The sequence below is a fragment of the Trinickia sp. Z7 genome, from assembly GCF_056498045.1.
The window spans coordinates 1-26,889 of the sequence record NZ_JAUEQW010000001.1 but is presented as its reverse complement, the minus strand read 5'-3'; the positions used below and the strand labels follow the sequence as shown (position 1 = coordinate 26,889).

22 protein-coding genes and 1 pseudogene are annotated in these 26,889 nt (G+C 63.4%); 6 read left to right on the top strand and 17 right to left on the bottom strand.

Translation table 11 applies throughout. The features are described 5' to 3' along the window. Window positions 1–2: 2 nt before the first annotated feature. The 13 genes and pseudogenes from tssG to tssJ form a co-directional block, all read right to left on the bottom strand. Window positions 3–1,121, bottom strand: a complete 1,119-nt coding sequence (gene tssG / locus QQS38_RS00115; RefSeq protein WP_479643353.1) for a type VI secretion system baseplate subunit TssG — start codon at window positions 1,119–1,121, stop codon at window positions 3–5. Next, window positions 1,118–2,986: a type VI secretion system baseplate subunit TssF gene (tssF, locus tag QQS38_RS00110; RefSeq protein WP_479643352.1), complete on the bottom strand. Its 1,869-nt coding sequence runs from the start codon at window positions 2,984–2,986 to the stop codon at window positions 1,118–1,120. The genes tssG and tssF overlap by 4 nt, the downstream gene beginning before the upstream one ends. Window positions 2,987–2,990: 4 nt before the next feature. Beyond that, window positions 2,991–3,521 carry a type VI secretion system baseplate subunit TssE gene (gene tssE, locus QQS38_RS00105; protein ID WP_479643351.1) on the bottom strand — a complete coding sequence of 177 codons (531 nt, stop codon included), beginning with the start codon at window positions 3,519–3,521 and terminating at the stop codon, window positions 2,991–2,993. 24 nt (window positions 3,522–3,545) lie between these two features. Beyond that, entirely contained in the window at window positions 3,546–4,037 is a 492-nt protein-coding gene (locus QQS38_RS00100) for an Hcp family type VI secretion system effector (protein ID WP_479643350.1), read from the bottom strand. A gap of 29 nt (window positions 4,038–4,066) precedes the next feature. After that, window positions 4,067–5,575: a type VI secretion system contractile sheath large subunit gene (gene tssC, locus QQS38_RS00095; RefSeq protein ID WP_479643349.1), complete on the bottom strand. Its 1,509-nt coding sequence runs from the start codon at window positions 5,573–5,575 to the stop codon at window positions 4,067–4,069. Then, entirely contained in the window at window positions 5,568–6,128 is a 561-nt protein-coding gene (tssB, locus tag QQS38_RS00090) for a type VI secretion system contractile sheath small subunit (RefSeq protein ID WP_479643348.1), read from the bottom strand. The genes tssC and tssB overlap by 8 nt, the downstream gene beginning before the upstream one ends. 37 nt (window positions 6,129–6,165) lie before the next feature. Next, window positions 6,166–7,179 carry a type VI secretion system protein TssA gene (gene tssA, locus QQS38_RS00085; protein WP_479643347.1) on the bottom strand — a complete coding sequence of 338 codons (1,014 nt, stop codon included), beginning with the start codon at window positions 7,177–7,179 and terminating at the stop codon, window positions 6,166–6,168. A 961-nt stretch (window positions 7,180–8,140) separates the two neighbouring features. Then, window positions 8,141–9,103: pseudogene (locus tag QQS38_RS00080) on the bottom strand (serine/threonine-protein kinase); the annotation flags it as partial. Window positions 9,104–9,148: 45 nt separating this feature from the next. Further along, a complete protein-coding gene (tagF, locus tag QQS38_RS00075; RefSeq protein WP_479643346.1) occupies window positions 9,149–9,829 on the bottom strand; it encodes a type VI secretion system-associated protein TagF in 681 nt (226 codons plus the stop codon). Next, window positions 9,811–13,431, bottom strand: coding sequence for a type VI secretion system membrane subunit TssM (tssM, locus tag QQS38_RS00070; protein WP_479643345.1), 3,621 nt, complete (start codon window positions 13,429–13,431; stop codon window positions 9,811–9,813). Before tssM ends, tagF begins: the two co-directional genes overlap by 19 nt. Further along, window positions 13,428–14,789 carry a DotU family type VI secretion system protein gene (locus tag QQS38_RS00065; RefSeq protein ID WP_479643344.1) on the bottom strand — a complete coding sequence of 454 codons (1,362 nt, stop codon included), beginning with the start codon at window positions 14,787–14,789 and terminating at the stop codon, window positions 13,428–13,430. Before QQS38_RS00065 ends, tssM begins: the two co-directional genes overlap by 4 nt. Window positions 14,790–14,801: 12 nt before the next feature. Further along, on the bottom strand, window positions 14,802–16,172 hold the full coding sequence (gene tssK, locus QQS38_RS00060) for a type VI secretion system baseplate subunit TssK (protein ID WP_479644060.1): 1,371 nt from the start codon (window positions 16,170–16,172) through the stop codon (window positions 14,802–14,804). 3 nt (window positions 16,173–16,175) lie between these two features. Continuing rightward, the gene (gene tssJ, locus QQS38_RS00055; RefSeq protein WP_479643343.1) at window positions 16,176–16,712 is read right to left on the bottom strand and encodes a type VI secretion system lipoprotein TssJ; all 537 of its coding nucleotides are present in this window, start codon (window positions 16,710–16,712) and stop codon (window positions 16,176–16,178) included. A gap of 325 nt (window positions 16,713–17,037) precedes the next feature. Between tssJ and QQS38_RS00050 the strand changes: the two genes are divergently transcribed. From QQS38_RS00050 to QQS38_RS00035, 4 genes are all read left to right on the top strand, one after another. Beyond that, on the top strand, window positions 17,038–17,424 hold the full coding sequence (locus tag QQS38_RS00050) for a TssQ family T6SS-associated lipoprotein (protein WP_479643342.1): 387 nt from the start codon (window positions 17,038–17,040) through the stop codon (window positions 17,422–17,424). 46 nt (window positions 17,425–17,470) lie between these two features. Next, a complete protein-coding gene (gene tagH / locus QQS38_RS00045; protein WP_479643341.1) occupies window positions 17,471–18,724 on the top strand; it encodes a type VI secretion system-associated FHA domain protein TagH in 1,254 nt (417 codons plus the stop codon). Window positions 18,725–18,726: 2 nt separating this feature from the next. Then, the gene (locus tag QQS38_RS00040; RefSeq protein ID WP_479643340.1) at window positions 18,727–19,482 is read left to right on the top strand and encodes a PP2C family protein-serine/threonine phosphatase; all 756 of its coding nucleotides are present in this window, start codon (window positions 18,727–18,729) and stop codon (window positions 19,480–19,482) included. An 89-nt stretch (window positions 19,483–19,571) separates the two neighbouring features. Then, window positions 19,572–19,820: a hypothetical protein gene (locus QQS38_RS00035; protein ID WP_479643339.1), complete on the top strand. Its 249-nt coding sequence runs from the start codon at window positions 19,572–19,574 to the stop codon at window positions 19,818–19,820. A gap of 76 nt (window positions 19,821–19,896) precedes the next feature. On the opposite strand, the gene QQS38_RS00030 is transcribed toward QQS38_RS00035, so the two are convergent. After that, window positions 19,897–21,537, bottom strand: coding sequence for a carboxylesterase/lipase family protein (locus tag QQS38_RS00030; RefSeq protein WP_479643338.1), 1,641 nt, complete (start codon window positions 21,535–21,537; stop codon window positions 19,897–19,899). Between the two features lie 225 nt (window positions 21,538–21,762). Between QQS38_RS00030 and QQS38_RS00025 the strand changes: the two genes are divergently transcribed. Beyond that, complete coding sequence (locus QQS38_RS00025; protein ID WP_479643337.1) at window positions 21,763–22,824, top strand: DMT family transporter; 1,062 nt, start codon at window positions 21,763–21,765, stop codon at window positions 22,822–22,824. 90 nt (window positions 22,825–22,914) lie between these two features. Here QQS38_RS00025 and QQS38_RS00020 read toward each other — a convergent pair whose 3' ends face one another. Both QQS38_RS00020 and QQS38_RS00015 read right to left on the bottom strand, forming a co-directional pair. Next, window positions 22,915–23,739 carry a SidA/IucD/PvdA family monooxygenase gene (locus QQS38_RS00020; protein WP_479643336.1) on the bottom strand — a complete coding sequence of 275 codons (825 nt, stop codon included), beginning with the start codon at window positions 23,737–23,739 and terminating at the stop codon, window positions 22,915–22,917. Window positions 23,740–23,832: 93 nt separating this feature from the next. Further along, a complete protein-coding gene (locus tag QQS38_RS00015) occupies window positions 23,833–25,206 on the bottom strand; it encodes an MFS transporter (RefSeq protein WP_479643335.1) in 1,374 nt (457 codons plus the stop codon). Between the two features lie 142 nt (window positions 25,207–25,348). Between QQS38_RS00015 and QQS38_RS00010 the strand changes: the two genes are divergently transcribed. Continuing rightward, on the top strand, window positions 25,349–26,086 hold the full coding sequence (locus tag QQS38_RS00010; RefSeq protein ID WP_479643334.1) for an ArsR/SmtB family transcription factor: 738 nt from the start codon (window positions 25,349–25,351) through the stop codon (window positions 26,084–26,086). An 18-nt stretch (window positions 26,087–26,104) separates the two neighbouring features. Here the strand turns inward: QQS38_RS00010 and QQS38_RS00005 are convergent, their stop codons facing one another. Then, entirely contained in the window at window positions 26,105–26,755 is a 651-nt protein-coding gene (locus QQS38_RS00005) for a glutathione S-transferase family protein (protein ID WP_479643333.1), read from the bottom strand. Window positions 26,756–26,889: the final 134 nt, after the last annotated feature.

Genomic DNA, 26,889 nt, shown 5'->3' with positions numbered 1-26,889 from the left:
CCTCATTCGTTCGTGGGTACTTCATGCAGGGGCTGCAAGGCTTGCACACCCGCCCGCCGTGGAAGGCGAGCGCGCCCCGATCGTGCCGTCCAATCGATCGTCAGCTCGGGTGCCGCCGCCGTGTCGATGCGGCGCCCGAGCCAGGTCGAATAGCCCAACCCCTCTCTGGAGCCGAGCGTGTGACGTGGCACCTGATCGGCGGCGAGCACGAGTTGCATTGCCCAACTGAACTCCGAGCCGATGTACTCGCGTACCCACTGAGCAAGCCGCGTCGCGTTGCGGCCGTCCGGCAAGAACGTTCGATAGTGCTCGAGCGACATTGGCCCCAACACGAGCCGAAAGCACGACTGGCCGTCGCGCACCGCACGGCCGAGCACGGCTCCGCCGCCGAGGCGCTGCTCGGGCTGCCTGGCCCGAAGGGTCGTACGCTGCGCCTCCTCTATCGGTAGCCACCGCACGACGTGTTCGACGAGACGTACGTCTACTTGGAAGTCGTGCGAAAGTATCCGAACGAGTCCCTCCGGGTTGCGTGTATGCCGGACCCAATGGCCCGCGTGGAAGCACATCTCGCTCAATGACAGCGCCGCGCCGTGCCGGCGATCGGCTCGCTGCGCTCGGCCGATGAGGCTGGCGACATATCGATCGAATGGTCCCGCGCCCGGACGGTCATGTCCGACGACGGGCTGGGCATCGGCCCACGCGCGATAGAACAACGCGATCGATCGATGATGAAAAAGATCGGCGAACGCGCTCAACGCAGTGCCGTTCGTATCGTGCACGGTCTCGCGCGCCCGTTCCGTCACGTGCAGCGGCATGGGGCCGTTGGGCCCGAACAAACCAAAGCCATGAATGAGCAATCGTGGCGCAACTCCTGCCGCGGCGGCGCCGTCGACAGCGTGCGCCACCATCGCCGGCGCGAACGACACCGAGGGGATCTGCCCGAGTCGCAACGGCTCGTCGCGCGGATGCGCAGCACGACCTATTCGTGCATGCTGCGCGCAGATCGCGTCGAGCCAGCGCAGCGTCCCGAACAAATCGTACGCGGCCGGCCTCGCACGCAACTGCCGCCAATACGCCGCATATCGCTCGCCATAGTCGGGCGTTGGATCGAGGGGATTCATAACGTTGGTCGGCGGCCGATGCGCCCGCGCCACGTCGCGAGCGCACCGCGCTGCAGCGAGTGGAGCGCGAATCGCGTGAACGAGTTGATCGATGCATAGCGCGCAAAAAACTGTTCTAGCACAGCGCCGAGCAGATAAGGACTCTCGCCGGAAAAAGCTTGCTCGTCGACCGTCATGGCGACCAGCACGCCACGTCCGAACGCGATCGGCCCCGCTTCGGGCAAGCGTTCGACGATCGGCGAACACGCAAGACGGCGTATCCCCGACACCTGCCTTAGCATCGATGAATCGCTCGGATCGGCATAGAGACTCAACCACTCGCGCAAATCTCGCGCGCCGGTTTCGTCGTCCACTCCGGCTGTCGGCTGATAAACGATGCCAAGCTGGTCGATCATGCGCCAGATCGCTTGGTCGCGCGCCAGCGGAGGCCTCGGTCGCGTAGGACCCCTAATTATTTCGATGCCGTCGATCGGAAACGATGCTTTCGCGGTCAGATCGGAGCGCGTGCCTGACGAAACCAACAGAGGCAGATCGCAGTTCGTGCATAACGCATCGGCCGAAAGCAATTCGATACGCTCATCGAACGGCGCATGCCTTCGATCCACGAGCGATACGTAAGTGTCGGTGCCGGCGTAGCCCGTGCGAGCCCCGTTGCGCATCGATTGTGCACCGACCAGTCTCGGCTCTCGCCGCGCCGAGAAATACGTTTCGCCGTCATGGTCGGCGCCATTCGATGCGAAGAACGGCAGAAAGACGGTGCTTGCGCTCGCCTCGTGGCCGAGCCGATGCCCGGTCACGCGCCGAACCGAGTGGATCTCATAGTCGAGCGGCCGCGTGCGATCCGCAACGAGCCGGTATTCGGCGCTGTGCGGCGCGATCGGGATCCGATCGGTGACCCTCGGGAACAAATTGACGATGGGCGTGCAGTGCAGCGCTAGGCGACTTGCATCGATCGTTCGTTCGAGTGCGCCATCGGCCTGATCGAGAAGCACGATCAGCTCTAGGCGATGGCTGCGCGTTCGCGACAACGCTCGCCGCAGCCCGCCAATCGAGACGAAATGAAACCGGGCGGGAAATGCGAAATACTCATGCAGAAGTCGATGCCCCTCGAAGCTCCTCGCATTGGAAGGCAGCATCGCCTGTGCGGCAGCAAACCCCTCGTGCGCGATGGCGTTCGGTTCGAGCCAATCGACGCATTCGCCCGAACCTGGGTCGCGACATGCAACGGCCAACGCGTGCATGGTCAACAGCTCCAGCAAGCGCACGGCCTGAGCATCAGGCGCGCAGAGGTGAAGATCGAGCCGATCGAGCGGAAGCTGATCGAGCGGCACATGCGTTTGCGACCCGATGGCGATGCGAACCGCGCCGCGCGCATTTGCGCGAACGGCCTGGTCCATTGCGGGTAAATCGGATGGGACGCCCGTCATACGAACTTCATCGAGCGAGATCGGCCATAACGTCAGGGCGTGCGCCGTCCGAAAGTCGCAGGTCGCTCCGGCGTCCCCCACACGACGGTACAGACTCGCACCGGCCGGCAGGACATAGCCTTGCATCAACCTGCTTTCGCGCGGGTCGACATGCAGTCTGGCGATCGCCATCGACGGAATCGGCGCGAGGTGGTTCGGAAAGACGACATCGAGCAGACGCTCGGAGAAACGCGGGAACTCGGCGTCCATTTTCAGCTGCACGCGCGCAGTCAGAAAACAAAACCCTTCGAGCAAGCGCTCGACGTAGGGATCGGCCACCTCCATGCCGTGCATGCCCAGGCGCGACGCTGCCTTGGGATGGGTCCGCGCGAACTCGGCCCCGAGTTCGCGCATGTACGTGAGCTCGCGGTTGTAGTAGTCGAGAAAGCGCGCGTCCATCGCGTCAACGCTCGGCAAGCGAACGTACCGATGCAGTCCCCGACTCGAGATCGAGATCGGTATAGACGAGCATGGGAACGGGTCGAGGTACGTGCCAAAGTTTTGCAGCAATCTCGAACCGCAGTACGTTCCGATTCCCCGCTCGCGCGTCGCCGCCCGCATACCGAACTTCGATCGACTCGGGCAGCAGCCGTGGCTCGTAGTGCGTCAACGCCTGCCGAATCGCCTCCTCCACCTGCCCCACGTCGATCTCGGAGATCATTGCACCGGCCAACGGCGGCACACCATAGTTCACCACCGAGCTGGCCACCTGCGGATAAGCTGTCGCCTCGTCGGGGTCAAGCAGGCGCGTTGCGTTGAGCAGGCGCCCCATATGGCGCAGTACGCACTCGCGCAATGCCGAATCGTCGCTGCCATGCTCGCGATCGAGAGGCGTCATAGGGTCGATCAAATCGCCGAGCGTGCCCTCGACGAGCCGATCGAACAACGTGGGCTGCGGGCAGTCGCCTCGCCCTGAGGCTGACCGCGAATGCACGATCGTTCCATTCATTCGATCCCCCTACATTTCCTGGTTCTTTTTGATGTCCCACCCCATCGTGACTTCCGCACCTTTGCCACCCTCGGGCGTTTGCTCCCAATATTGTTTCTTGACGCGCGCCGCCTGGAAGCCGTAGCGCATCATGAGCCGGTTCGGCTCGTCCTCGACGTCGGGGCCCGCGATCTGAGCGAGCGTGACGATGACCTCCTCGAGCGTCAGGCGCGAGAACTCGATCTGGTCTCCGCCCGTTTTGCAGGCGGAAATCTCGACCTTGGGCACATGCTTGCCGCTAGCGCAGTACTTCAAGATGGCGGGCGTAGCCTTATCCATGAACGCGGTCACGACGAGGTCGCTGAAGTTCGCCTTGCCCGCATTGCCCCCGCCGCCGCTAGCCATGGCCGCCGGCTGAGCCGCCGCCCAAGAAAACATTTGAATGTCGGTCCACCCTTTGTGTTGACCGTCCGCCGATTCTCCGGTCGCCCCTTCTACTTTCATGAACATCGCCATGCCCATCGCGTTCTCCCTCTGGATTCACAATCGGATTACTCGTTCGATGCGCGGACCGACGGCAGCTTCGTGACCAGTCGCAGCGAAACGGTGAGGCCCTCCAACTGGTAGTGCGGCCGCAGAAAGAACTTGGCCGCGTAGTAGCCGGGGTTGTCTTCGATCTCCTCGACCACCACCTCGGCGGCCGCAAGCGGCTTGCGCGCCTTCGTCTCTTGCGACGAATTGGCCGGATCGCCGTCGACGTAGTTCATGATCCAATCGTTCAGCCAGCGCTGCATGTCGCTGCGTTCGCGAAAGGCGCCTATCTTGTCGCGCACGATGCATTTCAAGTAGTGCGCGAAGCGGCTACATGCGAACAAATAGGGCAACCGGCCCGACAGCCGTGCATTGGCCGTTGCGTCGGCGTCGTGGTATTCCCCGCTCTGATAGAGCGATTGGGCGCCGATGAAAGCGGCCACGTCGGAATTCTTGCGATGCACGAGCGGAATCAACCCATTTTTTGCGAGCTCGGCTTCGCGACGATCGCTGATCGCGATTTCCGTCGGGCATTTCAAATCGACGCCACCGTCGTCGGTGGGAAACGCGTGGCACGGCAAATTCTCCACCGCGCCGCCCGATTCGACGCCCCGAATGGCGGAGCACCAGCCGTATAGCTTGAACGAGCGGTTGATGTTCGCCGCCATGGCGAACGCCGCATTCACCCACGTGTAGCGATCGTGCCGTGCCGAATCGATATCCTCTTCGAAGTCGAACGCTTCGACGGGGTTCGTGCGCGCGCCATAGGGCACCCGGCCGAGAAAGCGCGGCATGGCAAGCCCGACATAGCGCGAATCCTCCGATTGCCGCAGGTTTCGCCACGCAGCGTACTCGGTGTTTTGAAAGATCTTCGTGAGATCGCGCGGATTCGATAGCTCTTGCCACGAGTCCATCTGCATCAAGGATGACGACACGCCGGCAATGAACGGCGCGTGCGCGGCTGCCGATATCTTCGAGATCTCGCGCAACATTTCCACGTCGGGCGGGCTATGGTCGAAATAATAGTCGGCGACGAGACAGCCGAACGGCTCGCCCCCCAACTGCCCGTACTCCTGCTCGTACACTTTCTTGAACAGCGGGCTTTGATCCCAGCCCACGCCCTTGTGGCGCTTGAGCATGCGGGCCAGCTCGCGTTTCGTCGCGGGCAGCACTCGGATCTTGAGCAATTCGTCGCTTTCGGTGTTGCTGACGAGATAGTGCAAGCCTCGCCATGCCGATTCGAGCCGCTGAAAATCGGGGTGGTGCAAGATCTCGTTGATTTGCCCCGTCAGTTTGGCGTCGAGTTGGGCAATCAGTTGCCGGATCGCGTCGTAGGCGTCGTCCGAGACAGTCAGCGAATGCTCGAGCGCTTGATGAGCGAGCGTGCGCATCGCGTTTTGCACGGCGACGCGAGCTTGCTCCGTTTTCGGATTGATCTCTTTATCGAGCAGCGCAGTAAATTGGCTTCTTTCGATGACGGCCAGCGGGGGGCGCTGCTCCTGTTGCGCTTGTATTTCGACTCTAGGCATGATCGGCTCCCTGGGCGGTGTCGTCGAGACCATCGCTGTGCGACGGTTCTATAGTGGTGGGCGAGGACAACTCAGCCAACAGCTTGGGATCTGCCAGCGCGCGAGCCACCAGCATTTCCGCGCCGCGTTTGCCATCGATGTACGAAAGCAGATTCGATAGCTCCGTACGCGCTTGAAGAAGGTGCCTCAGGGGTTCGACGTGTTGCGCGATGGCGCCCGGCGAGAAATCGTCCAGGCTTTGCAGCGCCATCTCGACGTGCAGTCTTCCTTCGCCGGTCAAAGTGTTCGCGACATCGAGCGACAACGCGGGTCCGATCGCTTTCATGCGCTCGTCGAAGGAATCAATATCGATGTCGACGAAATTGCGTTCACTCAGATCCGGCAGCTCGTCTGAGCGCGTTCCGGCCAAGTCGGCAAGCACGCCCATCACGAACGGCAGTTCGACCTTGCGCTCGGCGCCGTATAGCTCGACGTCGTATTCGATATGCACGCGCGGCGCACGGTTGCGAGCAATGAATTTCTGTCCGCTCGTAGACGATTTGTAAGCTGGCATGGCAGTGTCTCTCCTCGGAAGTTCAGTGCGATTGCGGTTACGTTCCCGTGCTGTCGCCGTCCGCTCGGTTATGGGCGCCGCGCCCGCTCAGCAACTCGAGCTTGCCCAACCCCTCCGGCGCGATGTCCCGCATGATTTCGTAGAAGTCGAGGGTGAGCAGGCGCTGCACTCGACGTAGCAGCAACGGAGCCGGATGACTTGGTTCGTGTCGCTCGAAATAGCTGCACAGAGCGTCCAAACATACGGCGGCGTCTGCGCGCGTATCGATCACCATGGCCGACGACGGTCGCGATTCGGGCTCGCGTGGTGCTTGCCCCGCGCTGGGCCCCTGCTCGAGCGCATCGCCTTTGGCCGCGCGCAAGCATTGCGCGATGACCGATAGATCACGCTCCAGTGCGCTTTCATCGAGCGCCCATTCATGGCCGAGGCGCGTACGCACCGTTGCGCGAAGCGTGCGCAAGGCATCCAGAGCATCGAGTGCGGTTGCAAGCGCAGCCTCGCCTCTTCCATGCGCGGCGCGCAGATCGCCTGCGATCCTCTCGGCGTCGCCGGGACCTTCGCGCGCGCCGACTCCGCGGCGCGCGAGCGCGCTTGCGATCGATCGAACATTCATGGCCCCGAACAACGGCCAATCGCGCATTGCGTTCAGACAGCCGCCGTCGCCTGTCATTTCGCGTAGAACATTGACGCGCGGCAGCGGATCGCACTGACCATCGACCGTCAGCGCGGGATGCACCGCTTCCCAATACCTGTCTAGCAGCCCCGCGGCCATGTGCAGCCCGCGAGCCAATCCCGAGAGGCCCTCCGCCTGCATCCAGGCGCGCGTCAGATGTGCGAGCACGCGCAGATCCTTCGTGCGAGCGAGCAGCGACGCGGCAAGTTGCTCGATGCGAGACCAATCGGGCGGCTGCGCAGCGATCAATGTATCGCCGTATTGCTGCTCGGACTTGCCGTTCGCATACTCTTGCAGCAACAAAAAATCGGCGTCGTATTCGAGGTTGGGGCCGCACGGCGTGTCCGCATCGATCGGCGCGAGCAAAGCGTCGTTCATCGGCGCCTCACTCGAACGAGTAGCGGATCTCGACGGGCGATTCGCCGGCGTCGAGCGTGATCGTGCGCACCAGTGGCGGCAGCGTGCCGTTGCGCACTTCGATGCGGTAGGTGCCGGGAGTGAGATTCATCGCCCGAAACGGTGGGCTGATGCCTCGCCTCACGCCATTCACGTACACCTCCCCCCACGGAAAAACATAGAGCCGCACGAGAACCGGCCGAAGCACTTTGCTTCTTGCCGCCGCGAGCGGGCCTGCCTCCTGCGGCGCACCGGGCTCACTGGCCGTGGGTGCTGTTTCGGCTTTGTCGCGAGCGGCGGGCGCCTGCATCGCGATGGATGCCGAGTTCGATGCTCCGCTCGGCAATGCGGCCGATGCCATGCGCTGCGCTGCGTCACCCGATGCGGAGGGGCTTGCCTCGGGCGCGCGGGCAGCCGTTGCCGGGGAAGACGCCGTTTGCACCGCGGCCAACGCCGGTCCGGAGAGGCTCTGCTGCGCGTCAGGCACAGCCGCGAGCGTTTGGGCAGTTGCCAGCGGCGCGCTGTGCGGCGGCGCTGGAAGCGCTTGCGGCGCGGCTAACTGCGCCGTCGTTGTCGCGCCAGGCGCCGGTGATGTCTGCCACGACGGCCTCATGGCCAATCGCAGCAGCGTCACGCCGCCCGCCGCAATCACGAGTAGGGCGAGTGCCCGCACCGCATGTCGCCGTACGCCTAGCGCACGCCAACGCGAAGTGTTGGGCCGATCATTGCGACCCGTTGCTGCCGTCACATCCAGCGCCGTCGGCTCCAGCGTGTCGTCGGCATGAACATCGGCTGTCGATGTGCTGGGAGATGCGGCCCTCACCTCGCTCTGGACCGGCGCAGGTATCGCCGAACCCGGCTCCGATTCGACCGCGACACTTGCGGCGGCGTGGGTCCAAGCAGGCTCGGTCTCGATGGAAAGCGGTGTAAAAGCCGCGCGATCGGGCGTCACGAATACGCCCGGCATCGTCTCTCGCAAGCCCAACCGTTGCGCAAACGCGGGCACGGATGCGGGCCGATCCTCGATTCGCAAAGCGAGCGCCGTGTCGATCGCCGCCAACAGTCGCGCGCTGTAGTGTGTGCCGTCATCGGCCCACTGCCGGCCGGCGAGCGGACGATATTGGTCCTGGATGCTGCGCACGACGGCAGCCGGCGGCAAGTCGCCAGCGATCAACGCGTGCGCGACGGCTCCGAGCGCATAGATGTCGGTCCATGGACCCTGTTTGAACGCGGGATCATCCGTGTATTGCTCGATGGGTGCATATCCGGGCTTCAGAATCATCGCCGTTTCGTCGACGAGGTCGCCGATCAGCTTGCGCGCGGCCCCGAAGTCGAGCAGAACCGGCTGCCCTCCGGGCTGCACCAGGATGTTCTCGAGCGAGATGTCGCGATGAAAGCACTGCGCGCGATGCAGCGTATGAAGCGCGCCGAGCAGAGGCCCGAAAAGATCGAGCAGTTCCGGCTCGCTCGTGCGCTCTACTCGGCGCTTTCGCTGCGCGAGTGTTTGCCCTTCGTAAAAGGGCATCACCATGTACGCGGTGCCGTGGCTCTCCCAGAAGTGGAGCACCTTGAGCAAGCCGGGGTGATCGAATTGAGCCAGCAGCCGCGCCTCGTTGAGAAAAGCCGTGCGCCCTGCTTCGAATGCGTGCGCGTAACGCGACGCGCGCACGCCCACCGTGTAGTCGCCCGCTCGCCGCGCCAGCATCGTCGGCATGTACTCCTTGACCGCCACGGTTCGCTGCAGTGTCCGGTCGAATGCACGATAGACGATGCCGAAGCCGCCGACACCGAGCACCGAATCGAGCTCGAACTCGCCAAGCCGGTGGCCGCTCGGCAGCGGCTTCACCTTGGCGCCGGCGCCGCGATCGGCACTCACCTCGGCCTCAGCGAATCGAGATTCCGTCATAGACCTCCCCTTCAACGTCCGTGTCCGGCTGTCAAACCGGGCGCCTCAACCGTTCACGCGCGGCGAGCGTTCGCCGCCGCCGAACAACTTCGCATACAACGCGCTATCGAGCACGCCGGTATGCGCTTCGGTGCTGGTCGATCCGCGCTCGTCCGCGCTCGTCCACCAAAAGCTCGTCATGCCGTCGGGGTCGAAATACTCGAGCAAATTCGGCCAGCCGCTCGCGCGCGACATCTCGTCCAGCCCATCGCCCGACACCGAAGCCATCCGCTGCGCGAGTTCGCAGTCGAACTGTTCCGGCGCGTGGGCGCACCGAATCGCCTCGGCCAGCACCTCGCCGATCGCCGAAAGACTCGCGCTCGCCCATGCGGCCGAGTCGCGCGAAAACCCATCCAAGTCGAGCGCATGGGCGACGAGCAGCGGGTACCGGCGGCCCACACGATCGCAACTTGGCGCGATGCAACCGAACTGCACCCACCCGGCGCCGGCGCCAGCCGGAATCGCGAAGCGCCAGATCGGCCCATGGGCATAGCCGTCCAAAAACGTCCGCCCTGCGCGTTCCCGCATCGATGCCATCCCGCGCGCGAACCACCGCTCCCACGAATGCGCGAGTGTGCTCGGCATGCGGCGATCGGCGAAATCACCGGAGCCGGGCAGCTTGCCGTACCAGCCGGGCAGCGAGTGCAGTGCATTCGAGCAAGCCACGCTCAGCCTTGTGTCGGACACGTGAACGACTCCAATTGAGGAAGATTCAGCGGGTTGTGCACCGAGCTGGCCGTGACCTCTACGGCGAACGATTTGCCGCCGACGCTGAACCGAGCGCGCGTTTTTTCGGCCGTGCCCGTGCGCATCAACGCTGCGTGATCGAACAATCGCAACAACGCCCACGGGCCCGAGGCGACAAAGCCGTCGCTTGCCCCCGATTGATCGACGATCTGCACGCGCACCTGATTGGTGCCGTTGGGACCGGGCCATTGCACGGTCATTGGCGCTTGCGGGCCATGTGCATAGCGCACGACTTGACCATCGACATCGAGCGACCACTCGGAGATCGACGGATCCAAATCCAGCGGCGTGATGTTGAGCTTGATCGTCGGCACCCGCTCTCCGCCGCTGAAGAACGCATCTCTGATGATGGCGGCGTTCTCGAACGAAGCAACGAACGGCGCATTGGCGGCGCCATTCAAGCGCCACGGATGCGAACTCGTATCGACCCGGGCCTGCAAGTTCTTTTGGAAGAACGCGTCCATCAAGCCACCGGCGGCAAACAGGCGCGCGAAGTCGTCTGGCGTCGCGTCACGCGACGATGCGCGCACGAGCGGGTAGCGCCCTGCAATGGCCTGCCGGCAAAAATCGCCGACTTCCGATGCCGCGCTGCGCGCCACGTTGGCGTCGGCGACCTTGACGAGATCGGCATCGGCCGAATCGCTTAGATCAGTGAGCATTTGCCTGAACGGCGTCGGCATTCTCCCCGCTTGCGCTTTGAGCTGCGCCGAGGCGTTCGATGGCGGCGGCGAGCCGCCGCTACGCAATGCCGAATCGGCACCGACGAGATAGACGTAGAGCGCATCGATCGATTTCAGCGTATCGCTCATCGCGGCATTTTGCGCCGCACCTGCGGCCGCGCCCCGAAGCGCGCGGATATCGGTGAAATGAGCGTCGACGACCGACTCCGGCTCGGCTCGATTCGCCGGCGCTGGATCGCTAGCCGTTGGCTGCGGCTGAAAGATTTGCGACAGCGATCGGCGCGCCGCATCCACCTTATCCTCGGCGCGAGACGCAAGATCCGCCTGCGGATTGTCGCTGCGCGAGAGCGAGGTCTCGGCTGCCACGGCGTTGGCCATGTGCACGAGCGGCGAATCGGGCGATGACAGCAGCCGCGCCATCTGTGCGGTTTGAGCGACCGAATCGCTCGGCTGCAGGCGCAAATCGCCGAGGTAGTCGTCCCACGTCTTGATGAAATCGTCGAAGTAAAGCGATCGCACCTCGCTCGCTTGTGTGTCGCGCACGCTAGGCGTTGCGATTTCGGACGACGGGAGTCCGAGCACCCAGGTCTCCTCTCGCCCGAATCTATCCACGGCATCGGTCAAGCGTTTGTCGAACACGTTCCAGTAGCCGCCATACGTATACAGCCCCGGCACGCCCTCGTTCAAGCGAGCGCCGCTTTGCCGCCTAAACGCGAGCGCCGCCGAGGGCCCAGCCATGCGCGCAGCGGTCACATCGTAGACGGTCGCGGCTGGACGCAACGTCCGGGCAAGCTGTGCGTACAGGCGCTGCGCAAACGTCAGCCTCAGCAAGCCGTCTCGCGCATGAGCGACGAGCGCGTCATCGCGCTGCAAGGGCGAGAGCACGACCCGGCCGTCGAACAAAGCGGACAGATGCCGGCGCAGCGCATCGCGCTCACGCGGGCTCATCGGCACCGAGCCAGCGGACGCTTCCTCGAGTTCCAGCACCGCCTGCATGAATACGGGATCGTAGTGATCGCTCTCGTACAGCATCAAGTAGGCCTTGAGCGCGGCATAGGCATAGGCCGGATCGTTCGCGGGAGCATCGCGCAGCGCGCTTTGCATGCGCCGCACGGCAAGCGGCAGCAGAAGCTCGTCGAGCGCGCGGTGATAAACGTCATCGGCGGCGGATTCGAGCTTGCGGCCTTGAAATAGTCCCCAACGATAGCGCGCTACCGGATGTTCGGGATCGACCTCGTCGGTCAGCGCGAGGTTGCGCAACATATTCAGTACCGCAACCACACGCCGCGTATCGTTGGGATCGGAGATCGGCGCATCCCGCAGTTGTCGGTCGATTATGGGCACCCGTGCGGCCACCTCGTCGACGTAAGCGCGATTGCGCCAATAGCTGCCGAGCCACGCAACGAGCAACACGCACGATAGGAGCGCTACCGCGGCGTAGCCTGCGACCGTCAGCAACCTTCTACGCAAGCGCCAACGCAAATCGGTGCCGGCGAGCGATGCTTCCTTGAAGATCAGATCCTGCAGCAGCACCTTCAGAAAAAAACTGCGCCCCGACGCGACGGCCTGCGCAGCGGGCGGCGCAGGATCGATCCTCAAAAATCGCTTTATCCCTCCCATCACGCGATCGAACACCGTCCCTTCCTGCGTCCCGCTCGTGAGATAAATACCGCGCAATAGCGGCATCGAGTCGAACTTCGAAGGGGAAAATACCTGCGCGACGAATTGACCGAGAACGTCCTTCAGCCCCGCAAACTGTTGCGGCAGCGAATAGATCAAGTGGCGCCGGGACGGATCGGCTTCGGCGCTCAGCAGCTCCGGCAACGCTTCGTTCAACCGCTGATGCAAAATCGCGTATTCGCGTTCGAAAACGGCTCTCAAATCGAGGGGAGCGTGCGGCGATTCATCGAGCGCGACGGTGAATCCCCAGACTTGCGTGCGCTCGGAGCGGCCCAGGTTCGAGAAATACTCGGAGAATCCGGCCAGCAAGTCCGCCTTGGTGACGAGCACGTACACAGGGAACTGAATGCCCAGCTGCGCGCGCAGCTCTTGCAAGCGCTTGCGCAGCGCCATTGCATGTTGCGTGCGTTGCACCTCCGAGGCATCGAGCAAATCCGACACGCTGATCGTCAGCAACGCACCATTGAGCGGTTGCCGCCCACGATACTTCTTCAGCAGGCCGACGAACCCGGTCCATTCGGCTTCGTCGAGCGCCCGATTGCTTTCGTGCGTCGTATAGCGTCCTGCGGTATCGATCAGCACCGCTTCGTTCGTAAACCACCAATCGCAATGACGCGTTCCACCCACGCCGCGGATAGCCGCTCTGCCGAACTGCTCCGCCAACGGGAATGTCAAACCCGAATTCACGAGCGCCGTAGTCTTGCCCGATCCGGGAGCGCCGATGAACACATACCAGGGAAGCTGATAAAGATAGCGACGCGTCATCGAATCGAACCAGCGGGTCATGCTCGAGCGCGTCTCGACATCGCCTAGGCGTGCCGACTTCAGCAGCGCGGCCGCCTCGTCGAAGCGGCTGCGTAGCTCGCGCACGTGCGCCGCTTCGGCTTCGCTCCCATGCGACGTTGCCGGCGCTTGCTCGTGCAGCCGGGTCAGCAACTCGGCATTGACGTGCGCGGCGCGCCAGCGCAGCCAAGCCCGACGCGCTCCCCATATCGCAACGATCGATACCGTCGCCCAAACACGATCCGACACGGTCTCGAGCGGTCGATAATCTCCGATCGCAATCAGCGGCCCAACCAACCACAGGGCCACGACCACGGCTACGAGGCCCATCGTCACCCAAACACGGCGGTTCGCGAATGCGTGAGCCATTCTCGGCAACACCCCCCTCAAGGAATTCATCGCGACACCCCAGCCGACGCCGCGCGCTCGGCCGACACCGGCGCGGTGAGCAATGTGATCTCCACACGACGGTTCCGAGCCCGGCCCGCGGCCGTGTCGTTCGACGCGATCGGATCGGCATCGGCTCGCCCTACCGCCCGCAAGCGGTCCGTGTCGCGCATGCGATCGGCCAGGAACCGGGCGACGGCTTGGGCGCGCGCCAGCGACAAGTTCCAGTTGGACGGGAATCTTGCGGTGCGAACGGGCTGGTTGTCGCTATATCCGGCGACGACGATTGCGCCCGGGCTTCGATCCAGTGCATCGGCGACGCGAGCGAGCGTGGATTGGTAGCGATCGATGATCGTTGCCGAGCCCGAGTCGAACAGCCCGTCGCCACGCAAGACGACGACGCTGCGATCGGCCTCGTCGCGAACCTCGACCAGGCCTGCGCGCACTTCGGGCGCGAGAAAACCCCCTAGACGCGGCCCCGTCGCAGGGATCGCGGCCGGCGCTTGCGCAAGGACCGGTTGCACCTTCGGGATCGGCAGCCGGGCGATCATCGAGAAAGCACGGTCGGAGCGGCCCGCCAACGTCAGCGAAAGCGCGACGAAAATGCCAAAACCGAGCAACACGACCAGGGCCGAGCACGCCCAGAGCGGGATGATCGCGCGCCGCGGATCATGGCTAGCGAGTGCGTCGTGCCAATGCGGCGAGAGCGACGGATCGAACTCTCCCCGTAGGCTTCTGATGGACGAGGCAAGCTGTCGCCGCAAAGCGTCGAGCTGCGTGTGGCCGTTCTCGAGTACGCGGTAGCGCCCTTCGAACCCCAAGGCCAAGCAGTAAAAGAGCAACTCGAGCAGAAGCAGGTGCTCGCGTGGCTGTTTCGACACGCGTTCGAGCACCTGAAAGAATTTCTCGCCGCCCCACGTTTCGTTGTGAAACGCGACGAGAAGGCTGTCGGCCGACCAATTCGCCGCGCTGCCCCACGGGGTCGATGCGGCTGCTTCGTCGAGCGCCGTGCAAAGGCAATAGCGAGCGGCGCCGATCTCTTCCGGCAAAATACCGGCGTGCTGCGCGCGAATCTCGAATGCACGGATCTCCGCAGCGAGATGTTCTCGCAGCCAACGCGGATTGGGATGATGTACGGTGCTACGAATCTGCGGCACCAGATTGAGCAGCGGTCCGGCCGCTCCGACGAGCGGATTGCGTGGATCGGCCAATCCGGTTAGCGCCGACGTCGGCGATAGCTCACCCTCGTGCCCGCCGGCGCCGAGCCGCGCATCGTCGCCATGCTCGTGGGCGTCCCTGCCGGCGGGCTGGGCCAGACCGGCTCTGGGCGCGGCCGCAAACGGATCGTTCAACGGGTGCAATTCGTTCATCGCGAGCCTGCCTTACGCCCTTATGGCCCAAAATTCCATCGCAAGACCGGGGAATTCGCCCGCCAAATGCAATGCCAAAGCGCCGGATCGTTCGAGCTGCCGCCATAGGTCGCCGCCCTTGTCGACCTCGAAATAAACGTGGCCCGCGTGATAGGGAATCTCGCGCGGCGCCACCGGCAACGGCTGCACCGCGATGCCCGGCAATTGCAAGTGGACGAGATCGCGGATTCGCTCGACCGGCCCCAGTTTGATTTGAGCGGGTACGCGCAGGCGGATCTCTTCGGCGCGCAGATCGGCATGCACCGCCAGGACGAACCCGGCGTGCTCGCGCAAGTCGTCATCGGCGATCACAGCGACGCTGACGCGGTTGCCTTGATCCTCCAACGGGATCTGCACCGCGTGTTGCTCCAATACAGTCGCCAGGGATCGCCTCAATTGCGCAAATAGTTCGCCGAAACATTTGCGCAAATCGTCGTGCTCATACGCGGGCAACGCCGGCGGCCGATGCGTGTCGCTCGTGAAGGTCGCAAATTCGTAGGCAAGTTCGAGCCATTCGCTAAACAACCGCTCGGGATGCACGCGGGGCATGCTCTCGGCATGAGCGCCGAAAGCGAGCGCTCGATTGACGAGCTGCAGCAGGAGAAAATCGGCGACTTCCGATATGCCCGTTCGGCCCGGGGCCGCGAGCCGGCTCGAAAGCGCCTCGCTGCGCGCCAACAGAAGCCGATGCAACTCTCGTATGTAGCCGCTCAGCACCGCGTCCGCATGAGCGTCGAGCATCGGTGGAATGTAGCCGTCGTCCACGACGAGCTGGCGGTCGGATCGACGCTCGATGACGCGAAGTACGCCGAGCGCGTGCCAATTGGGGCCCAAGTCGGAATCGAGCATCAAGTGCAATTGCAAACGCCCGAGTTGAACGAGCGCCGGTTCGAGGGCGATCTCGTTGATATCGGCAAGCTCGCGCTCGTGTGCCACGAAGCGGGCTCCGGCGTGCGCGCCATCGCCATCGAACGCGATTTGCACGCCATCGCCGCGTGCAAGCGGCACCGCGAGCACGACCGTCGCGCCCTTGGCCTGCGCACCGACGTCCAGCGGTTCGGGCGCCTCGCCTGCGCGAGCAAACTCGAACGGCGTGCCGTCAGGCATGACCCCGACGGCTTTTTCGAGCACGACCTTGCCGTGCGCCAGTGCCTCGGGATCGATCTCGAGGGCGGAGAACCCCCAATAGAACGGCTGGCCCTGTGCGCATCGGAGATGAACATAACGCTCGAAGAAACGCTCCAACTGCTGAAAGTGCTGCGGGCGCAGGAACATGCCCTCCGACCACACGACGCGATCTCCCGCGGTGGCAAGAAGACTAGAATTCGCGATTCGGCTCATCAGCATCTATCGATTCCCGGTTTGCGTGTCGACGCCATCCTTGCGCAGGAGAACGACGAAGTGCATCTCGCGTGGAGGCAGTTGCCAAAACTTCCAGAGGTTCGTTTGCCGCGGCGACGGCAGCGCTATGACCGCCTTCCAACGCATCTGTTCCAGGTTGCGGAAACCGGCGACCACCCCCAGCTCGCGCACCGATTCGTCTCCCGTATAGCGGAGCGTGCGCGATTCGCCGGGGCGCAGAATCAACCTGTCGGCGCCGACGAGGTCGCCGCCGAGCGCATCCGCCGGCTTGTTTTGCAACGAGAAAAAGCCAGCGCGCTCGAATGCATCGCCGGACCTGAGCCGGAATAACTGCAACGCCACGGGCGAAGGTCTTCTCTGGCTATCGACATTTACATCGCTGGCCGCTTCGAACGTCACTGAATATGGAACCGGAATAGATTTTTCGGTTTCGGCGCATCCGTTCAATAGAAGCAATACGACGGCAAATAAAGAAAGAGCAAAATCCCTGCATTTGCCGTTCCAAGCAAATAATTGAGTCATTTCGATTCGCGGCTGCGATCGCGGTGAGAAGATCCAACATACCCTGCGCGAACACGAACGCGCCCCAGACGGAGACGATGTCCTGTTTCAGGCATTCGTGCGCCGACATATTCAGTATTTACCTAAAATAGCGTGATCCGCCCCTTACATAATTCGTTCGGCGTTTGATTTCTTCCTCGATCAAAAAGTGAATAGACTATAGTTCAGTTGAAATTTCGCATCAACCGAAGCAACACTCGAAGATATGCAACTTTCCTCAAATACGACCAACCAAAATTGGTAGGTAAAGATTAATATCGCCATGCTGCATAACGAGAATTTCGTAGTGAATGAGCGGCGTCTCTCCGCGCTGATATGCGTTGCATGCCTTCTCGTCGGAATTGCCGCATGCTCGAGTGCGTCGCCTACCCAGCGAGCCGCAGACGAAACACTGCAGGCTGCGCAGGCCTCGTTCGCGTCGGGCGACTACTCGCGCACGATCCGGCTCTTGCGCAACAGCGATGCGGTGACGGACTCGGACCGTCGAACACAAGTCGCGGCGCACAAGCTGCTGGCATTCAGCTACTGCGTTACCGGACGTGTCTCGATGTGTCGCTCGGAGTTCGAGAAGGCCCTTCGTCTCGATCCGAAATTCGACCTATCGAATGCCGAAAAGGGACACCCGATTTGGGGGCCGGCATTCGAAGCCGCGCGCCAGCGCATAGGCTCCTGACGTAACGGCCGCCCTCACCCCGAACCTTTCGTTCTTGGGACGACTTATGCAACTGACCGTCATCGAATACGCCGGCAAACCCGCCGAATCGAAGACTTCCGTCGAGTTTCTGCCGCCGGGCGGCACGATCGGCCGCAACGCCGACAATCAGCTGGTGCTTCCTGACGAGACGCGCCGCATATCGCGCTTGCAAGCCCTGCTTCAAACTGATGGCACGCATTGCCAACTGAAGAATCTGAGCAGCGTCGCCCTCGTGCAGATCAACGACGTTTCGCTCGATTGCGCACAAGAGCATGTCGTTCGTCCCGGAGATGCAATCCGTATCGGGCCGTACGTGTTGAGAGCCGATTGGGATTCGCCCCATCGGGAGAAGGACCCTGCGGCCCGCGCGTCGCGCGCTCGTGCGGCGAACGAGGATGCGCCGCGCACGATCCCCACCGATCCGCTCGCGTTGTTCACGCCGGCGACAGCGCAGGATGCCCATACGCCTGACCGTGCCGATCTGACGCCCGCTCGAGGGCCGGAACCGGGCCAATTCGACGCCCCCACGCAAGTGCCGGCACCCCCCGCGCCCGTGGCTCAGACGCAGCCCTGCGCTCATGCTGCAGACGGCAAAGGCGCTGACGCAGCGCATGCAAGGCATGTAGCCGCGCCGGACGCCTCGATGCCGCAAGCTCAAGCAACCGGGCGCGAAGCCGATGCACTGCTTGCCGCGTTCCTGCACGGTGCTGGGCTCGATAGAGTCGCTTGCGATTGGTCGACGGATCAATTGAAAACGGCGGGCCAACTGCTGTCGCTGTTCGCTAACGGCACCGTGGAACTCCTTTCCTCGCGCAGCATTCTGAAGCGAGAGGTCAAGGCCGATATGACGATTCTGCTCGATCGCGAGAACAATCCGCTCAAATTGCTCCCGGACGGCAGCGCGGCGCTCAAGCAAATGTTCGGTTTGCCGTTCCCAGGATTCATGACGCCCGCCAGCGCCGTAGAGGACGCTTTCCACGACTTGCATGCACATCAGATCGCGATCGTGGCCGGCATGCGAGCGGCACTCATCGATCTGTTGGGCCGAGCTTCCCCTGAGCGGATGGCCCAGCGCGCGGGAGCGCCGAACCGGCTCGAACGCGCGCTGCCGGTCCTGCGCGCGGCCTCGCTATGGCGCAATTACACGCGCCTGCACCGCGAGATGACCCTCGCGGTGGAAGACGATTTCGGCGCCGTGTTCGGCAAGGCCTTCTTGAACGCCTACGACGAGGAAGTGAAGAACTATCACGCGCGGCGTGAAAACGCCCGCGCCAGTTGAGCATGCATGTGTCCTGCGCGCACTTCTCGTGCGCAGGCGCAAGACAAAGCAACCAAGACGTCGTCGGATATCGAATCGACGCCGAACGGGCTTGCTTCGTCGTCAGTGACGGCATCGGCGGCATGCCTGGCGGCGATGTCGCCGCCGAGCGAGCGGTAGCGGCGATCATCGCGCATTGGAGCGAGGCCGATACCTTCTCACGAGAAACGGCGCACGCATGCGTGCAAGCCGCGAGCGAAGCCATCGCCGCCGGGCAGCGGCGCGATCCGTCGCACGCGAACATGAGCACGACCGTCGTCGCGTTGTTCATCGATCGACTTCATGCGCGCGCGCAATGGCTGCATGTCGGCGATAGCCGGCTGTACAGGTTCAGGCATGGCGCGCTTGCGCAGCGCACGTCCGATCACAGCGTGGCGCAGCAAATGCGCGACGCCGGATTCGCCGTCGATGGCGTGAACCCGAGCCTGCTGCATCGAGCGCTCGGCATGCATGGCCCGCTCTCGACAAGCGACAGCGGTATCCTACCGCTCGTCGATGGCGACGCGTTCATCCTCTGCACGGACGGTTTTTGGCAACTGGTCTCGGAGCGCACGCTCGAACGCACGCTGCGTATCGTGCATTCCGCCGAAGACTGGGCTCGACTGCTCGAGCATGAGGCGGCGCGTCATGCGAGGATCGCGCCGCGCGCCGACAACTACTCGGCCGTCGTAGTGTGGATCGGACATCCCGAGCATGCGACCTTGGTCGCATTGGCGTAGGCAATGTCGTGGCTCTTCGGCAATGTCGTAGTCTGCGGTTGATCGGCGCATGCCATGGCGCCCTCGTAGCGCGTTGCCGGGAGCCCATCGTGGCCAAGAACGCCAATGCCAATGGCGGGATGATCGGCATGAGCATGCACGAACTGGATCGGCCCAAAGTGACCGAAGCGGTCGCCGAAGCGCGGTTGATGCCGCGGCGTTCGGCCGATCGGATCGAGCTCAGTCGGCATCAAGTGGAGCGGCGGGTGAGCCGCTATCGGTGTCGAGGTGCAGCCGGGCTGGTATCGCGCAAGCGATGTCGGCGCAGCAATCATCAGTTGCCGCTCGGCGCGAGGTGAGATCCTCGACCATCATCCGCGCGTTCTATGGCGATTTTGGCCCCACGCTGGCCAGTGCGAAACTCCTTACACCGCGTTAGTAACCGAGAATCGGGTCCCAGAGAGCGCAGTCGTATTGGACGCCGTAATGGTAGGCCGTCCTGATGCCATGGATATCGAGAATTTGGACGTTATCGCGCGCGGTGTCGTAGCGCGGCCAGGCCTGGGGGCCGAACGACGCGCTCGTACCGGGTCTGCCGGTTCTGGCAAAGCGCGTCCACATGCGAACCATTGCGTCGGAAAGTTGCGACTGCGGCTGATCGAGCGCGTGCGGCGTGCCCTGGCCGCCGTGAAATAGCGGAAACAGATATTGCAGTTCCGCCGTGTGGTAGGCGCGAGGTGGATAGCTCAGCGGCGGCAGATACGAGGGCGCCGCTTCGTCGTTGAATTGATATGTGTAGGTCGGCACCTGGCGCGCGAGCCGGCTGTCGAGTGCGCGGGCAACGCAGACCTTCATCCCCTGTGCCGCGGCGATCTCCGCGAGGCTGGGACTCGCGTAGCTTCGTAGCGGATACGAGGCCGCGAGCGCGCCCGCGTACCGGGCGCCAAAGGAATCGAGAAACGCCTCATAGCTGCTAGCTGTGAGAATTGGGCCTCCCGTAACCTCAGGAAGGAAATACGCCTGTTCGTCCGCTACGAGACCGGTCATGACGGGCACTCGGTTGAATTGGCCGCGCTCGATCAGCGCGAGCGGATCTCCCGTGATGATCGTCCCATCGATCGTCGGAAAGCTGGCTTTCTGCGTCGCAATGAGCGCGCCTTGGTTTGCTAGGATCTGTTCAACCGACAGCGAACGCAGGCATGCCGCGGCCTGATCCGGACAACCGGCCGCCTGCGCGAACTCTTCCGCCTCGGTCACGGCGATAGTAGCCGGCACCGGTGTGTAGCGCGTCCCGCTCTGATTGATTGCGCGATGAAAAAGCCCGGCGGATGCGGGTGATACGAGATTCGCGAGCACGCCCGTCGCCCCGGCCGACTGACCGAAGATGGTCACGTTATCCGGATCGCCACCGAACGAGGCGATATTGTCGCGCACCCATCGAAGCGCGGCCTGCTCGTCCATGATTCCGTAGTTCGAAACAGCATGCCCTTCGGCTTTCAGCGACGGGTGGGAAAAAAAACCCAATGCGCCGATCCGATAGTTGAGCGTAACGACGACTGTATCGCCGTCCTTCACCAGCTTACTGCCATCGTAATCGCTACCCTCCCCGCTAAAGAGGCCTCCTCCGGGAAACCAAACCATCACGGGCCGGCGCGGGAATGCAGCACGATGTCCTGTGAGCGGGGCGAACACGTTCAGATAAAGACAATCTTCCGTCGTGCTCGGCGAACCGAACACGCCGGGAGCATTCTGCGGACACCGATTGCCGAATTGGGTGGCTGGCCGCACTCCCTGCCACGGTGCGGCCTCCTGTGGAGGGCGCCAGCGAAGCGGGCCGACCGGCGGCGCGGCATACGGGATGCCGAGGAATTCGCGGACGCCGCTCATTTCAATACCCTTGATCAATCCTTTAGTAATCCTTACTACCAGGGCAGGATTTCGCGAATCATCGCTTTGCTCTGCCGCACGCGATGCGCTTGCTGCGGTGCACGCGAATATCAGGAGGACAGCGCTGAAGAGATGGCGCAAGCGGAGGGAAGCCGAAGCGCGGAGCAAGCGATGAACGAGCGATGCCATGTGTACCCCCAGTGACCGATAGGTCGCACCCGAATGTATCAACCGATGCCGCGAACAGCCGGTTGCAATGCGAAGCGCAACCCCATGTTTGCGAACCGAGTCATCGCCGGCCGTTGTTTCATGAGCCGCCGCAGGCATGAGCGGCTATGCGATCATTGGCGCATTGCTCACCGCTCGGTCGCTTGCTGCTCGCTCGCCGCGCCCCACCCCACCCCACCCCACCCCATGAATTCACGCCCCACCGCGATACTTACCGCCCTAACCGCAGCCGCCTTGTTCGGCGCGGCCACGCCGCTTGCCAAAGCGCTGTTGGGCTCGATGTCGCCTTTTCTCGTGGCCGGACTCTTTTATCTGGGCAGCGGGCTCGGATTGGGCCTCGGGATCGTTGCGCGGCGACTGCAGCGCACCCGCGCACAGCCCTCGAACGAACATCGCATTCAAAAAGCCGAATGGCCGTGGCTGCTCGGCGCGATCCTTGCCGGGGGCGTCACCGGGCCGGCCTTGCTCATGCTCGGCCTGACGAGCACACCTGCAGCCACTAGCGCGCTGCTGCTGAATCTGGAAAGCGTGATGACCGCGGTGATCGCTTGGGTCGTCTTTCGCGAGAACGTGGACAGCCAGATATTTCTCGGCATGCTTGCCATAGTCGCGGGCGGCGTGCTGCTATCGTGGCACCCCGGTCAGATGGCCATTCCCGTCGGCGCACTGATGATCTTTGGCGCATGCCTGTGCTGGGCGATCGACAACAACCTGACGCGCAAGGTGTCCGCCAACGATGCAATGGTGATCGCCTGCCTGAAGGGTTTGATTGCCGGTCCCGTCAACCTCGCGATCGCCTTTGCGATCGGGGCGACCTTCCCCCCGATCGGCGCGGTGGGCGGCGCCATGCTCACCGGCCTCGCGGGCTACGGCATCAGCCTTGTTCTTTTCGTGATCGCGCTGCGGCATCTAGGGACCGCGCGCACCGGCGCCTACTTTTCCGTTGCGCCGCTATTCGGCGTCGGCCTGTCGCTCGTCCTGTGGCCCGAACTGCCTTCGGTGACGTTTTGGGTCGCCGCGGCATTGATGGCGTTCGGAGTATGGCTGCATGTGCGCGAGCGCCATGAGCACGCCCATACGCACGACCGGCTCGAGCACACGCACCGGCACCGCCACGACGCGCATCATCAACACACGCACGCCTTTCCGTACGAGGGCGACGAACCGCATACGCATCCGCACGTGCATTTGCCTATTACGCACTCGCATGCGCATTTCCCGGATATCCATCACCGCCATCGGCATTAATGGCATAGGCCCGTTCACGATTCGCCGAACGGTTCATCATGGCGGCAGTGATTCTCCACCTATCGTTGCCCGCTGCGCCGCGCATCTCGATCAAAATTGATCGCAGCCGTCACGCCAACACACGCGCCACGTCGAACGCGGACATCCGCCGGCACACGGTACCCGTCGCGACCCAGCTAGCGACCGCACGACCGAACAGCGGGGCGAACTTGAAGCCATGTCCAGACAGGCCCGCCGCCACGAATAGGCCCTGCACGCGCGGGTCAGGCCCAAACAACGGATTTCCATCGGGGGTATGGTCGAAGAAGGACACGCGGCTGCCGACGGGGACGGCATCCCGCCGATCACGACGACGCGCTTGCCTTCCACCGGATTGTTATTGATCAAGTACTGCGACGCGTGTAGCAAGGTGGCGCCAAGCCATGGCTTCGCGCAGTCGGGGACGGCCGCTTGCAGCCCGGTGCCGAGGACGATGCTGCGGGTCGGCTGGCTCCAGCCGTTGCCGCGTACGGTCAAGGTCTCGCCGTCGAGTTCGACCGCCTCGACTTCGCGGCCGAACTCGAGGCTGTCCAATTGTTCGCACGCCCACCGGTAGTATTGATTGAATTCCCGCCTGAGCACTTGTGGGAAATTTGCATTGATAAAGCACAGCAGGCGCTTATGCGTCGCCAAGAATTGCAGAGACGACAGTTCGCTCGTCGGATCGACGAGACTGACCAAGTCCTTCAGAAACGGGACCTGCAACGACGCGTTGGGCAGCATTAAGCCAGCGTGCCATTGAAATTGCGCACGGCGCTCGAAGAAGCGGGCGCGCACGCGGGGGTGGCGCTTGAGCAATGCGGCAAGGCTCAAGTTGGCCGGCCCGATCCCGATTCCCACCAGGTCGACCGGGCCGTCGGTTGATGAATAGCGCATTTCAAGTCCTCGTATGGGCGAAGCGACAGAGAAACAGCGGGCATGCAAATGTCCGAGCGCGGCGCGCCCGGACGCGATGAAGCGCAGCGGGAATCAGGCGACGGCGCCCGGCGCCCGCGCGGCAAGCAACAGCGTGATGCGCCAAGAGAAGGCCGCCAGCAGCGACAGCGCAATGGCGAGGCTCACGGCGGCAAGCAGGCCAGAGCCGGTCGGCTGCGCTGCGCCGAGCAGCAAGCCGAAGATTGCGACGCCGAATGCGGAACCGGTCTGCCGGCTCGCGTTGAGCACGCCGGCGGCGACGCCGGCGCGCGTCTTGTCGACGGCGCCGAGCAGCGTCGCCGTGGCGGCCGGCGTGATGACCCCGGAGCCGAAACCGACGGCCGGGAAGCACAAGGCGATACGCCAATACGGCGCATCGTGCGCGAGCGCGAGCAACCCCGCGAACCCGATCGCATAGAGCAAGAAGCCGCCGATCACCACGCGACCGGTGCCGTACGCCGCGCCGAGCCGGCCGGCCGAAAAGCTGCCCGCCGTCACCATCACCGTCAACGGCAGAAACGCCAGACCGGTCTGCAACGATTGCCAGCCGCGACCTTCCTGAAAGTACAAGCTCAGTAAAAACAGCAGGCCGTAAAAGACGAGCGCCGAGATCAGCGAAACGAACACGGAGGCCGAGAACACGGGATGCCGAAAGAGCGCGAGTGGCAACATCGGACGCGCGCGCCTACGCTCGATCAAGACGAATCCGATCCAGCCCGCAACGGCCGCGACGATGCCGGCCACGATGGGCGCGGAGCGCCACCCTATCTTAGCGCCCTCGATCAACACCGCCACCGAACATGCAAGCGCGACGATGGCCGCTGCTTGCCCGGCGAAGTCCATGTGTTCGACGCGAGCGCGGCGCGTGGCCGGAATGCGCAGCGTAAGCACGGCGCCGCACGCTGCGATCGGCACGTTGACGACGAAAATGCTGCGCCATCCGAGCCAGTGAACGAGCAAGCCACCCACGAGCGGGCCGGCGGCCATCGCAATGCCGCCGCACCCGGCCCAGACGCTGATGGCTCTCCCACGCTGCTGCGCGTCGGTATAGGCCGCACTGATCAGCGTCAGCGAACAGGGCACGAGCAACGCGGCGCCCACGCCCTGCATGACGCGCGCGAGCACGAGGACCGGCAAACTCGGTGCGAATCCGCACAGCGCGGACGCCGCCGCGAAGACGATGAGGCCCGTCAAGTAGACGTTGCGGGCCCCGAGCCGGTCGCCCAGCAGCCCGCCCGTCAGCAATAGGCTTGCGAAAGTCAGCGTGTAGGCATTGACGACCCACTGCAACCCGGCTACGTCCGCTCCCAGCGAGGCGGCGATTTTCGCGAGCGCGATATTGACGATCGTCGTATCGAGAATTACTACGACGTAGCTCAAACTCGTCGCCAATATCACGCTTTTCTTATATTCGTTCGTTTCATTCACGGCAATGAGTCCGGTTCGGAATGGTCTGTTGACTATAATCGCGTACTCATCGAGAATGCTTCGAAGCGTATCGAAGCATTTCGCTATGTTTAAAAAATCTACGAAAAAAAGATAAATAGATTGTTTGAACCTGAGGGCAACAGTGAGTCAGCACAATATTTCCACCGTCGCGCATTTGATCGCTGAACCGGTGCGCGCGATCATCCTCATTACGCTCGCGGACGGCTTCGCCCGGTCCGCGGGTGCGCTCGCCGATGCAGCCGGCGTGACCGCGCAAACGGCGAGTTCCCACTTATCGAAGCTGCTGGATGGCGGCTTGCTGCGTGTCGAGAGCAAGGGGCGACACCGCTATTACAGCTTGGCAGGCCCGCATGTGCCGCGCGTGCTCGAAAGCCTGGCCTCGGTCGGCCCGGTCACGCCCGAATGGCGTTCGACGCCCAATCGCTGCGCCCGCGAACTGCGCTTTGCGCGCTGCTGCTACGACCATCTGGCGGGCCAGGTCGGCGTGGCCGTCACTCAAGCGATGATCGGCCGCGGGTATCTCGCCGAGCGCAGCGACTACGAATACGAACTCACGCCGGTGGGACATGCGCTGCTGCAGCGGCTCGGGCTGGACGTCGGCGGCCCGTTCCCGAACCAAACCGGCCACGCCCACCGTTGCCTCGATTGGACGGAACGGCAATACCATATCGCCGGGCCGCTCGGCGCGCATCTGATGAACGCTTTCTGCGCTTGGGCATGGCTCAAGCGCGGACAGGAAACGCGCGCGGTCACGATTACGCCGGCCGGTTCGAATGCGCTGCGCGAGCATTTCGGCATCGAACTCGATGCGCTGCGAAACTCGGGAGCCGGCTTCAACGAGTATCGCGAAAGCGCGTGACCCGTGCACTGCCCCAGCTCAACCGGGTGTGAGGGCGGCGGCAGGTAAGCCAAAGCGTGAGGCGTCGCCGCATGCGAACGATGCTTCGATCTCGGCGATCCGCCGCTCCAATTCGTCTCCGGTTGCGCGCCAGGCCGGTATCGCATCGGCCAATCTCGCGTGCCAAGCACACAGGTTGGGGTATGCATCGAACGGCGCACGCGTGCGCGGCACGTGGCTGAAGGGCGAGGCGAGATCGATGTCGGCCAGCGTCGGCGTGTCGCCGGCCACGAACGCGCGATCGCGTAAATGCCTGTCCAGCACGGCCGCATAGCGATGAATCGATTTCAACGCATCGGCAACCAATGCCGGGCTCTCCGGTTGCCCCTTGAGCCGATGAATAAAGCGCTCGTCGATGAGCACCGCCGGCCCGCGCCGGAAATGCTCGGCGGCCCAGAACATCCACTTGAGCACCTCGAAACGCGCAGCGCCCGCCGGCCAAAGCGTCGAGCCAGCCCGCTCCGCCAGGTAGATCATGATGGCCGAGGCTTCGAACAACGCGATGTCGCCGTCGACGAAGGCCGGAATCGTGCCGCTAGGACTGAGCGCGAGATAGGCCGGCGTGCGATTTTCTCCGACGAACAAGTTCACGAATTCGAATTCGACGTGCAAATTCAGGTGAGAGATCACCGTCAGTAGTCGGCCCTGAACAATTCATTTTGCTCGGCAAATGAGTTCACGCTGCCGACGGCGTAGCGGTTTCGAAGCCAAGCAAAGCGACGAGAATCAGGGCGTAAAAAAGCCGCAGCTTGCGCAGGATCATC